Genomic DNA, 11,566 nt, shown 5'->3' with positions numbered 1-11,566 from the left:
GTTAATTATTTAGTAACCTATCGCTGTTTTATCGTTATAATGATAGTGACTTAATAGGTGAGTGAATGTGAGCATCATTTTTATAATTTTAGTTTTGACACTGTTGTTTACCTTTATAAAAATTAGACAGTATCAAATAGAAGTGCGTGCTGCTAGGTTCGATAAACAGCGTGCTGACATCGTTAATAAAATAGCAAAATGTATCAGCTCTGAATTAGCGCCGAATCAAATAATAACCATTGCGCTAAAGGATATAGCCCAATATTTCCCTATGTATCGTGTATCCTATTCTACTATTTCACCTCAAGGGATTTTATCCGTACATAGCTGTATACCCACTGAAAACTCACCCTCTATCGAAGGCATAGAAGCTGATTTAACTATTGCTCCGCAATACCTCGCAGCGCTAAAAAAACAAAAAATATTGGCGATTGATGATGTCGAAACCAACTCACTTATAGCGCCATTAAAAGACGCTATGATAGAAGGAAAGACCAGAGCTGTACTGGATGCTCCTATCAATGTAAAAAATAATGTCGTCGGTTTATTTTGCTTGGACAGTGCATCAACTCAACACTGGTCGGCCAGTGAAATTGAAATAATAAAAGAAGTTACTTCTTACATTGAAATTGCAATTCGCCAAGCGAACTATGTGATTGATATTGAGCAAATGGCAGCCAAATTAAAAAAATATAATCATAGTCTTGAAGAGCAGGTTAAAGCCCGTACGGCAGAGATCGAAATAGCCAAGAAAAAAGCTGAAACACTTGCCTTAACGGACGAATTAACACAGCTTCCTAATCGCAGAGCTTTTTATCAAATGGCTGAATGTCAGCATTCACAAGCTGTACGTTATTGTCATTCGTATTGTGTAATGATGTTTGATATCGATAACTTTAAGTCTATTAACGATACCTTCGGTCACGCTGCTGGTGACAAGGTGCTCTGTTCACTTGCAGATTTAGTGCGAAAAATTATAAGAAAGTCCGATGTCATCGGGAGAATAGGCGGCGAAGAGTTTGCGATGATGCTACCTGAAACTGAAATAGAAGAGGCAAAAGACATGGCTGAACGTCTGAGAGCACATGTAGAACAATGCCAAGTAAAATTTGAGCAACAAACTATTCGTTTTACCTTATCAATAGGTGTCGCCCAGCAGCCAGATTATAAACAAAGTTTTGACTCTATTTTAGCTCAAGCAGATACTGTGCTCTACCAAGCCAAAGCCTCAGGTCGAAATAAGGTAAACTGTACTGCCTGAAGAAATATTGTGGCTGCGTTTTTCGAAAAACCGAGAGTGAGCTGCATCTACTTTTTATGAAGCGAAGGTTTCATGTAGAAGTACTGTGCTTATTGAGGGGGGTTATCACGTCAGGGGTGATTGTATGCCCATCACTTACTTACCGAAGCCGCCCCTTAATGGGTGGTCTAAAGGTGCTGACTGAGTTTGAGTAATACAACAATGAAGTCTTTGATTACTCAGTTTTATCCTTAAACTCACACAAGTCTTCAATAATACAACTGCCGCATTTGGGTTTACGTGCAGTACATACATAACGACCATGTAAAATGAGCCAGTGGTGCACATCGACTTTAAATTCTTTAGGTACTACTTTTTCTAATTTTTGTTCTACAGCAACTACATCTTTACCCATGGCAAACTTAGTGCGGTTAGAAACGCGGAAAATATGCGTGTCTACAGCAATGGTCGGCCAGCCAAAGGCACAGTTTAAAACAACATTCGCGGTCTTTCTGCCAACACCCGGTAATGCTTCGAGTGCTTCACGATTCTCTGGTACTTCTGAGTTATGTTTATTGACCAGAATTTCACACATTTTATAGACATTATTAGCTTTAGAATTAAATAAACCAATGGTCTTAATGTAATCACGAAGGCCTTCAAGGCCCAAATCAAGAATCGCTTGAGGCGTGTTAGCAACAGGGAAAAGCTTACGTGTGGCTTTATTAACCCCCACATCTGTAGCTTGTGCAGATAAGGTAACAGCAACTAATAATTCAAACGGGCTTGAATATTCAAGCTCTGTTTCTGGGTGCGGATTTTGTTCACGAAGACGAGATAAGATCTCGTAGCGTTTTTCTTTATTCATGGTGGCGTAAAGCACGCAGTGACGGTGCGCGCTCTCCTTTAAGTTAAACTCGTTACTCGGGCTCTTGGGCCTTTTTCTACTTCTGGAGTAACAACTTGCTTAGATTTTATTTGTGTATCAATGACATTTTTTGCAGCAATCAATAAACCAAGTCCCAAAAAGGCACCCGGAGGTAAGATAGCTAATAAAAATTGGTTATCAAAACTGAATACTTCAATACGAAGTGAAGCAGCCCACGGCCCTAATAGTAAATCGGCGCCATCAAATAGCGTACCTTGGCCAATAAGCTCTCGCATCGCCCCTAATACCACTAAAACTAGCATAAAACCAAGACCCATCATCAGTCCGTCAAAGGCTGAAAGTGGCACGGTATTTTTAGAGGCGAATGCTTCTGCGCGACCGATAATGGCACAGTTAGTAACAATAAGCGGAATAAAAATCCCCAGTGATTGGTAAAGCCCAAATGTATAGGCATTCATCATCAGCTGCACAATGGTTACAAAGCCTGCGATGATCATCACAAAAACAGGGATACGAATATCTTTAGGCACCCAGTTACGTACTATCGATACGGTTACGTTAGAGCCAACCAGTACCAATAAAGTCGCTAATCCAAGGCCTAACGCATTGGTAATCGTTGATGTAACGGCAAGTAGCGGGCACAAGCCTAATAACTGAACAAGGGCAGGGTTATTGGCCCACATACCATCTTTAAACAAGGTTCTAACTTGGCTCATTACTTGGCTCCTTGACAGATGTTTGGTGCAGCAAACAGATTATCAAATTCAGCTTGGGCAAAAAGTACCGCTTGTTTAACTGAGCCGACAACAGCACGGGGTGTGATCGTAGCACCGGTGAATTGATCAAACTGGCCGCCATCTTTTTTAACAGCCCAGCGGTTGTCATCTTCACCCAGTACATTTTGGCCTTTGAAAAGGGTGATCCAGTCAGACTTCTTGATCTCGACTTTATCGCCAAGACCCGGCGTTTCTTCGTGTTTAGTGACACGGACACCGGCTATTTCGCCATTGGCAAAAACTGCTGTTAATAAGTTGATATCGCCGCTATAACCACTTGGTGTTACATGGCGCATCACTAAAGCATAAGGCTTATTGTCTTTGTAGGCGCGGTAAATAACTTGCTCTGGGCGTGGACCTAAGCGCTCATCGGTGATCACAACACAATCTTTATAGAGCTGATTGTCGTAATGATGGGCATCAAGTACTTGCTGTAGCTGCTCTGCAAGTTGTTGCTTTTCTTGCTCTTCAATACGCTCAGCGGTCAGGCTATGAGTCAGGGCCACAGTGCCTGTGGTAATGAGCGCAAATGCAGTAAGAATAGCGCCGTTTTTAGTCATTGAGGAAAGGATCATTATTTCATCCCATGGCCGTAAGTTCGTGGTTGCGTGTAGTAATCAATTAAAGGCACCGCCATATTTAACAGCAATACACTAAATGCCACTGCATCAGGGTAACCACCAAAAGTACGAATTAAGTAAACAAGCAAACCAATTAACGCGCCGTAAATTAAACGCCCTTTATTAGTTGTTGATGCAGAAACAGGATCCGTGGCAATGAAAAATGCCCCTAACATAGTCGCACCACTGAATAAGTGAAATACCACACCTGGTTCTGTGCCAGGGGCGGCGATATAACCTATACCACTGCACACGGCTATCGAGGCTAAAAAGCTAACAGGGATATGCCAATTAATGATTTTAGCTTTTAATAAATAAAGACCACCGATTAAAAAGCCGAGGTTAACCCAGCCCCAGCCAAGACCAAACCAGTCGTTAAAAATTGGTTTACTCATGCTTTCAGCCACCGTTAGGTGATGGGCGACATCTGTTTTAACGGTATCAAGCGGTGTTGCCATAGTTGTGCCATCAATTGCTACACGTAATTGATCGACACTAAACCCAGCGCTGGTAAAGCCATTGAAAATAACAGACAGCTGTTGTGAGAAGCTAATCGGAGATGCAAGTAAATCACTCACAGGTAACCAACTGGTCATTTGCACCGGAAACGATACAAGTAGTAATACATAAGCCGCCATAGCAGGGTTAAATAAATTAAAGCCAAGGCCGCCATAAAGCTGTTTTACAATAACAATTGCAAACATACAGCCAATTACGATAATCCACCAAGGCGCTAAAGGTGGAATACTCAACGCCAGTAATACGCCCGTTAACCAAGCACTGCCATCACTGAGTGTTGGCCAAACTTTGCGCTTACGAAGCCGCAATACAGCGGCTTCACAGGCGCTTACTGTTATAAGTGCGAGAATAAGCTGAATTAAAACGGCTGTGCCAAAAAAGTACACTTGGGCAATTAAGCCAGGAATACACGCAGCAATCACCGTCATCATTAATCGACTTAATGATTTATGGCTATGATTATGCGGCGAACTCGCCATGGTTAGTTTCATGACTTATCGTTTCCTTCTTGTTGTAACTTTTTAGCTTTAGCTTTTGCAATTGCACGGGCGACTGCTGCTTTTTTCTTATCTTCGCTAGACTCAGGTTCATCAGATTGCGGTTTGGCATCTGCCTCATCACTTGAATCATTTATTTGCTCTGAATAATCGTCACTCTGCGCTTGCTCTTTAGCGGCTTTTTTCGCTTTGGCGCGAGCGATAGCTGCAGCAACGGCGGCTTTTTTCTTATCTTCGCTAGACTCAGGTTCATCAGATTGCGGTTTGGCATCTGCCTCATCACTTGAATCATTTATTTGCTCTGAATAATCGTCACTCTGCGCTTGCTCTTTAGCGGCTTTTTTCGCTTTGGCGCGAGCGATAGCTGCAGCAACGGCGGCTTTTTTCTTGTCTTCGCTAGATTCAGGAGCGTCAGCTTGTGGCAGGGCATCAATCTCATCACCTGAATCATTTATTTGCTTTGAAAAATCGTCACTATGCGCTTGCTCTTTAGCGGCTTTTTTCGCTTTAGCTCGAGCTATGGCTGCAGCAACAGCGGCTTTCTTATCATCAACTGGTGCGCCATCTTCTTCAGCTTCAGTTTGGTTTTTAGCAGATTGCGCGGCTTTTTTCGCTTTAGCGCGAGCTATGGCTGCAGCAACGGCAGCCTTTTTGTCATCAACTGGTGCGCTATCTTCTTCAGCTTCAGTTTGGTTTTCAGCAGCTTGAGCGGCTTTCTTCGCTTTAGCGCGAGCTATGGCTGCAGCAACGGCAGCCTTTTTGTCATCAACTGGTGCGCTATCTTCTTCAGCTTCAGTTTGGTTTTCAGCAGCTTGAGCGGCTTTCTTCGCCTTTGCACGAGCGATAGCAGCTGCAACAGCGGCTTTTTTGTCATCTTTTGGTGCTGAGTCTACTTCTGCGTTATCTTCTTTAGCTTGCGCGGCCTTTTTCGCTTTAGCGCGGGCAATAGCGGCAGCAACCGCAGACTTTTTATCATCTTTATCGGCGCTTTCTTCACCTTGCTCTAGTGCTTTTTGCTCTTTATATTTACGTGCTTGTTCTTTACGCGCAGCACGCTCTTTAGCTATTTCAGAGTTATCAGGCTCAAGCTCTGCACCCTGCTTTTTCGCTTTAGCACGCGCGATAGCAGCAGCGACAGCTGATTTACTCTCTTTGTCATCAGATTTAGTTTTAACTCGTGCTAGTGCATCGGCCACTTTTTGTTTTTCGCTATCTGACTTAGCAGCTGGCTTACGTTTGTGGCGGTTTTGACGTTCTTCTTGTTCGCGCTCTAAACGCTCTTTACGTGCTTCAAAACGCTCCTTTGCACGCTCAGCTTTAATTTGTTCTGCTTGCTGTTCTTTTATTTCTGCTTTAGCAACACGATAGTACTGAACGAGTGGAATTTCACTTGGGCATACATATGCACATGCACCGCATTCAATACAATCGAATAGGTTGTGCTCGTTGAGTTTGTCGTATTCTTTAGACTTAGCGAACCATTGTAATTGCTGCGGTAACAATGAAGCAGGGCAGGCGTCAGCACAGGCACTACAACGAATACAGGCTTTTTCATCACCCGGCTCAGCAAGCTCTTGGTGATCTGGCGCTAAAATACAGTTCGTCGTTTTAACGACACCAATACGCACGGTTGGTAAAGTAAAGCCCATCATCGGGCCGCCCATAACCACACGTTGTTGTGGTACTGGTGAAAAGCCTTGGCAGTCTAATAAATGTTTAATTTCAGTGCCTAGTAAAGCCCACACATTACCTTGTTTATGAATGGTGTTACCGGTTACCGTTACTACACGCTCTATAAGAGGTTTACCTTCATGTACGGCTTGATTTACTGCAAACAAGGTACCGACATTTTGCACTAACATACCAATATCAGCTGGAATACTACCACTTGGGACTTCTTTGCCAGTTAGCAATTTAATCAGTTGTTTTTCACCGCCAGAAGGGTAAACCGTTGGCACTGTTTGTACTATTATGTTTTCGTTATGTTCAGCTGCTTTTTTCATAGCAGCAATGGCTTCTGGCTTATTATCTTCAATACCAATAATTGTGAGCTGCGGGTTTAACAGCTGCTGCATTAATTCAATGCCCGCGATAATACCATCAGCATGTTCGCGCATTAGCATGTCATCAGCAGTGATATATGGCTCACATTCGACGGCATTGACAATTAAAAACTCAATGTCTTTACGTATATCTGCTTTGACATAAGTAGGGAAGCCGGCGCCGCCCATACCTGAAATACCGCTTTGATGAATAATATCCACAAGCTCATCATGCGAAAGTGCTTTGGTATCAGACACAGACCGAAGCTCGCACCATTTATCTTCACCATCAGGTTCAATGATAACGCTAAGTTCTGGCAGCGCTGATGGGTGAGCAGATGGCATTGGGCAAATATCGCTGATCAGCCCAGATGTTGGTGCGTGTACTGGCACTGACCAATTCCCGCTTGGTTTCGTTAATGCTTGGCCTTTAAGTACCTGTTGGCCTTTTTCAACAATGAGTTTGCCGTTAGCGCCAATATGTTGTTTTAGTGATACAACAAGTTTGTCAGGTAGTGGTAGTCTTGCGATTGCTTGCTTAGTTGATTGTTGCTTTTGACCCGGTGGGTGAATACCTCCAGGAAATGGCCACACTTTACCTTGTTTAATTTGATCTATTAGCTTTTCCATCTGTGCTCCTAATCTACCTGAGTCACAGGGATTGCGTTTAATTGCCATTTCCAGGTTTGTTTAGTTTCTTTTACGGGCAACATATCAATACAGTCTACAGGGCAGGGTTCTACACATAAGTCACAACCGGTACATTCATCAATTAACACGGTATGCATTTGACGCGTTGCACCGACAATGGCATCAACAGGGCAGGCTTGAATACATTTGGTACAGCCAATACATTCATCTTCACGAATATAGGCGACTGTTTTAATCGGATCAGCTTGCTCACCGCCTGCAAGTGGTTTTGCTTCAACACCCATTAAATCAGCTAATTTTTTTACAGTTGCTTCGCCGCCTGGTGGGCATTTATTTATTTCATCGCCGTTGGCAATCGCTTCAGCATATGGGCGACAGCCAGGGTAACCACATTGGCCACATTGTGTTTGCGGTAAAATGGTATCAATTTGGTCAACTATAGGGTTGCTCTCTACGCGAAAACGCACGGCAGCGAAACCTAAAATTAAACCAAATATTAGCGCTAATGAACCTAACGCTATCAAAGCATAAAACAAGGTCATATTAAAACTTCACTAATCCTGTAAAACCCATAAAGGCCATCGACATAAGGCCTGCAGTGATCATCGCAATAGAAGCACCCTTGAAAGGAGCAGGGACATCAGCCGCAGCTAAGCGTTCACGTAATGCAGCAAACAGTATTAACACCATAGAAAAGCCCACTGCGGCACCAAAGCCGTAAACAGCGGATTGCAAGAATGAGTGGTCTTCTTTGATATTAAGTAGGGCAACGCCTAATACAGCACAGTTAGTGGTGATAAGCGGTAAGAAAATCCCTAATAAGCGATAAAGTGTCGGGCTGGTTTTTCTAACCACCATTTCGGTAAATTGCACGACAACAGCGATAACCAAAATAAAGCTCATGGTACGCAAAAACTCGATATCCAGCGGGATCAAAATATAATGATTTACTAGATAACTAGTCACGGAGGCAAGTGTAAGTACAAAGGTTGTGGCTAAGGACATACCAATCGCGGTATCTAACTTACCCGACACGCCCATAAATGGGCATAAACCTAAGAATTGAACTAAAACGAAGTTGTTGACTAGCACGGTGCCAATCAATAACAAGACATACTCTGTCATGCTTGCCTCACGAGAATAAAAACGACCCTATTATCCTTTTTTCTGGGGGCTGACACAACACATGAGGGACGAATAGATAAAATTAACAAAGCTGTTTACGATTAAAGTGTTAAAGCTAAGTTAATAGATAGAATAGGCCCAAAAACAGTAAGGTTTTTTGGGCCTTTAATAGGGGGGTTAAATGTCTTTTGGTTTTTCGATGTAATAGCCTTGCACACCATCAAGACACAGAGTTTCAATGATATGCTTTTCTTCTTGGCTCTCTACACCTTCAGCAAATACACTCACTCCAATACGGTGGGCAAGATCAACCATTAAGCGCATAAAATATTGATTATTTTTATCTTCTTCAAGGCCGCGGGTATAACTTGCATCCATTTTGATGAAATCAGGTTTTAAATCTCTAAAGAATTTAAATGACGTTAAACCAACACCAAAACGCTCTACAGTGATACGCGCACCGACACGATGCACCATATCGATAAAGCGCTTACTTGCTTTAATATTTTGTTGCAAGCCAAACTCGCTCACTTCAAATATAAGCTTAGAGGCGATATTACTGTCTTTTAGTAGGCGGCGCTCAAGCCAGATCACAAATTGATCATTATGGGCGCTTGATGCGGTAACATTGATTCCAAAGAATTTCTCAGAAAAATTACGGGTTTTAATTTTTTCTAAGCTGGTGTCAATGATTAAGCGGTCAATTTCCATAGCCATTTCTAGCTTTTCGGTCATAGCAAGAAAAGAGGCAGTTGGTAGCATTTGATTTTCTGCGGTTTTGAAACGAACCTGAATCTCTGCATAGGCCTTCACACTTTTACCAATTGGCATAATGTTTTGCATGACCAAGTGAACACGTTTGGTTTCGATCACTTCGTTAATCACTTTACGCCAGTTTTGGTTACCAAAACCAGCGCTAGCATTATTTACAAGGTCAGTCTCGCGTTGAACATGCCATGCGTTAGCTTGCTTTGATTGCGCCATACTCATCGCATTATCAACAATAGATAATAACTCTCCTAAAGGTTTACCTTTTTCGTAACCGACAATACCTGTGTTCGCGACTGAGCTTAATTCTTGATTTTGTTGATACTGAGTAAATCGAGACTGTAAGTTATCACCAAAACGTTCCGCTTCTTTTAGTGGGGTATTGGGCAACACAACTGCAAAGTCTGAGCTGTTTAAACGAAACACTTGGCTACCAGTATAAGTACCACTGATATGTTTAATTATATCGGCCACGCTTTTAACATAATCATCACCTTTTTGGTAACCACGAGTTTGGTTGATGGCTTGCAGCTCGCTACAGCGAACCATCGCAAGTGAACCAAAAGTACTTTTTTCTGCGTTTTCGATATTCTTTTCGTAGTACTCAACAAACATATTACGGTTGCCAAGGTTAGTCACTACATCTTTATAAGCTTCTTTTTTGATGTTCAGCGCATTGTTTTGAATATCGTCGTGTTTAGTTTGTAAAAAGTGAGAAAGGCGGTTGAATGAAGGGATTAAATCTTTGCTTAACTTTTTTAGGCTAGTTGTATCAATTGATTGTTCTAGGTCATCATCAATTTGGTTTTGATTAATATAAATATCAACTATATCTGCAACTGTAGTGCTAATTTTACGATTAAGGCGGCGGAACATGCTCTTCATATAGATAATAGGAAGTAGGGCAATCAAGCCTGAAATTAAAATAACAACAAATAGAGCCTGTTGTAATAAGCTTGCGAGATTATGCGCATTAATTGTGAATTCAACCTTTATATCAGATGCTTGGTTAACGGCAAATTGAGGGCGAATTGAGTTAAACGTAGCATTTACAATTTCAGCAAATATGGGTAGGGGTTGACTTGATTCAACTGAGCTAACTACTTGGCCCGCTTGATCACGGATCACAAACTTAGAAAAAGTACTGCCATCGGCAAGCGCGTGTTTAATTTTTTCTGGTGCTAGTTCATCTAATGTCTGAGTATTTATATAAGCACTAACGACATTTTGTGCTTTTTGCTGAGCATCACTGACAGCACTGTCGAAACTAAGGGCAATAAAATAACCACCTAATAAAGCAAAAAGCAGCCAAGATATGAGTTGTATAAATATAAGTTTTTTAAAGCCAGCCATGTTCTTATCTTATAAAAGCCTAACGGAAGGAATCAATTCCTTGATTGATCGCTTTAATTACAGTCATTACATTCTATCGTAAAAAATAGAAAAAACTTTAGAAATAACTTTAATGTAGGGTAGATTATAAGCGCTTTAAAGTCTAATACAATCGAAGAATAGTAGTAGATAAACCTGATTATTTTCTGTGAGTTGGCTCCCCCTCCCCGACTCGAACGGGGGACCTGCGGATTAACAGTCCGTCGCTCTAACCAACTGAGCTAAGGGGGAACTAAATAGAGTAGTAGGGTGCTATGATTTGGCTCCCCCTCCCCGACTCGAACGGGGGACCTGCGGATTAACAGTCCGTCGCTCTAACCAACTGAGCTAAGGGGGAACAATCATATTCATAAACTTGGCTCCCCCTCCCCGACTCGAACGGGGGACCTGCGGATTAACAGTCCGTCGCTCTAACCAACTGAGCTAAGGGGGAATCGTTTATGATTGAAAAACTTGGCTCCCCCTCCCCGACTCGAACGGGGGACCTGCGGATTAACAGTCCGTCGCTCTAACCAACTGAGCTAAGGGGGAAGCGTCATGCCTTTCAACGGGGCGAAATATTAATGACAGCATTGCAAAGTGTCAACATAAAAACTTCATAAATTCAAAAAAGAAGCTTATTCGATGTTTTTATGTTCGATCTGCGCAAAATGTAGCTGAAAACCACTGCATTTTTTAGCTTGTAGTAGGGGACCTATGTCGAAAGCTTTTATTTTTTGCATGCTTTTTAAACAGAAGCATCATTTTAAAAGTATAAAAAAGTTTCTTTGCTTAGATATTCTTTACCAAGTTGAGTAAATCATCATTTATCCAATGTTTTATTCTAACTATGAAAATCAGATCTAATTCTTTTTGTTTGAAGTTCTCCGAGCGTAATTTTTTCTTTGTATTTACTGTGTAGGACTAGTAAAGATTTCTCTATTCTTTGCAGAGAAACTCAAAAATGATCTGAATCCAATAGAAGTAAACTCATTTTTAGTGCTGTATGCAGAGAAACTCAAAAATGATCTGAATCCAATAGAAGTAAACTCATTTTTAGTGCTGTAT

Annotated in this window: 9 protein-coding genes and 4 tRNA genes; 1 reads left to right on the top strand and 12 read right to left on the bottom strand. The window is 41.8% G+C overall.

The window, feature by feature from the left end:
• Positions 1–67 precede the first annotated feature (67 nt).
• Entirely contained in the window at positions 68–1,261 is a 1,194-nt protein-coding gene (locus L1D46_RS17650; protein ID WP_167659215.1) for a sensor domain-containing diguanylate cyclase, read from the top strand.
• 214 nt (positions 1,262–1,475) lie between these two features.
• On the opposite strand, the gene nth is transcribed toward L1D46_RS17650, so the two are convergent.
• The 12 genes from nth to L1D46_RS17590 all read right to left on the bottom strand — a co-directional run bounded on the left by nth (position 1,476) and on the right by L1D46_RS17590 (position 11,050).
• Positions 1,476–2,108 carry an endonuclease III gene (nth, locus tag L1D46_RS17645; protein WP_130051851.1) on the bottom strand — a complete coding sequence of 211 codons (633 nt, stop codon included), beginning with the start codon at positions 2,106–2,108 and terminating at the stop codon, positions 1,476–1,478.
• Between the two features lie 38 nt (positions 2,109–2,146).
• On the bottom strand, positions 2,147–2,845 hold the full coding sequence (locus L1D46_RS17640) for an electron transport complex subunit E (RefSeq protein WP_130051850.1): 699 nt from the start codon (positions 2,843–2,845) through the stop codon (positions 2,147–2,149).
• Positions 2,845–3,480: an electron transport complex subunit RsxG gene (gene rsxG, locus L1D46_RS17635; RefSeq protein WP_239977959.1), complete on the bottom strand. Its 636-nt coding sequence runs from the start codon at positions 3,478–3,480 to the stop codon at positions 2,845–2,847. Before rsxG ends, L1D46_RS17640 begins: the two co-directional genes overlap by 1 nt.
• Positions 3,480–4,535, bottom strand: a complete 1,056-nt coding sequence (rsxD, locus tag L1D46_RS17630) for an electron transport complex subunit RsxD (RefSeq protein ID WP_239977958.1) — start codon at positions 4,533–4,535, stop codon at positions 3,480–3,482. The genes rsxG and rsxD overlap by 1 nt, the downstream gene beginning before the upstream one ends.
• Positions 4,532–7,213 (bottom strand): electron transport complex subunit RsxC, encoded by a 2,682-nt coding sequence (gene rsxC / locus L1D46_RS17625; RefSeq protein WP_239977957.1) that lies wholly within the window; start codon positions 7,211–7,213, stop codon positions 4,532–4,534. The genes rsxD and rsxC overlap by 4 nt, the downstream gene beginning before the upstream one ends.
• 8 nt (positions 7,214–7,221) lie before the next feature.
• Positions 7,222–7,776 (bottom strand): electron transport complex subunit RsxB, encoded by a 555-nt coding sequence (rsxB, locus tag L1D46_RS17620; RefSeq protein ID WP_054553690.1) that lies wholly within the window; start codon positions 7,774–7,776, stop codon positions 7,222–7,224.
• Between the two features lies 1 nt (position 7,777).
• The gene (gene rsxA / locus L1D46_RS17615; protein ID WP_054553689.1) at positions 7,778–8,359 is read right to left on the bottom strand and encodes an electron transport complex subunit RsxA; all 582 of its coding nucleotides are present in this window, start codon (positions 8,357–8,359) and stop codon (positions 7,778–7,780) included.
• A 177-nt stretch (positions 8,360–8,536) separates the two neighbouring features.
• Positions 8,537–10,480 carry a GGDEF domain-containing protein gene (locus L1D46_RS17610; RefSeq protein WP_130051846.1) on the bottom strand — a complete coding sequence of 648 codons (1,944 nt, stop codon included), beginning with the start codon at positions 10,478–10,480 and terminating at the stop codon, positions 8,537–8,539.
• 193 nt (positions 10,481–10,673) lie between these two features.
• Positions 10,674–10,750, bottom strand: a tRNA-Asn gene (locus tag L1D46_RS17605).
• 29 nt (positions 10,751–10,779) lie between these two features.
• A tRNA-Asn gene (locus L1D46_RS17600) sits at positions 10,780–10,856 on the bottom strand.
• Between the two features lie 19 nt (positions 10,857–10,875).
• Positions 10,876–10,952: transfer RNA gene (locus tag L1D46_RS17595), tRNA-Asn, on the bottom strand.
• Positions 10,953–10,973: 21 nt separating this feature from the next.
• Positions 10,974–11,050: transfer RNA gene (locus tag L1D46_RS17590), tRNA-Asn, on the bottom strand.
• Positions 11,051–11,566 lie beyond the last annotated feature (516 nt).

This window comes from Pseudoalteromonas sp. Isolate3, from assembly GCF_022398505.1.
GTDB classification, from domain to species: Bacteria; Pseudomonadota; Gammaproteobacteria; order Enterobacterales; family Alteromonadaceae; genus Pseudoalteromonas; species Pseudoalteromonas apostichopi.
Note: the sequence above shows the minus strand (reverse complement) of the source record. Positions and strands in the feature narration are given on the sequence as shown.

Coding starts and splice junctions, on each gene's coding strand:
- nth (WP_130051851.1), bottom strand. CDS start 2,108: ATGAATAAAGAAAAACGCTACGAGATCTTATCTCGTCTTCGTGAACAA.
- L1D46_RS17640 (WP_130051850.1), bottom strand. CDS start 2,845: ATGAGCCAAGTTAGAACCTTGTTTAAAGATGGTATGTGGGCCAATAAC.
- rsxG (WP_239977959.1), bottom strand. CDS start 3,480: ATGATCCTTTCCTCAATGACTAAAAACGGCGCTATTCTTACTGCATTT.
- rsxD (WP_239977958.1), bottom strand. CDS start 4,535: ATGAAACTAACCATGGCGAGTTCGCCGCATAATCATAGCCATAAATCA.
- rsxC (WP_239977957.1), bottom strand. CDS start 7,213: ATGGAAAAGCTAATAGATCAAATTAAACAAGGTAAAGTGTGGCCATTT.
- rsxB (WP_054553690.1), bottom strand. CDS start 7,776: ATGACCTTGTTTTATGCTTTGATAGCGTTAGGTTCATTAGCGCTAATA.
- rsxA (WP_054553689.1), bottom strand. CDS start 8,359: ATGACAGAGTATGTCTTGTTATTGATTGGCACCGTGCTAGTCAACAAC.
- L1D46_RS17610 (WP_130051846.1), bottom strand. CDS start 10,480: ATGGCTGGCTTTAAAAAACTTATATTTATACAACTCATATCTTGGCTG.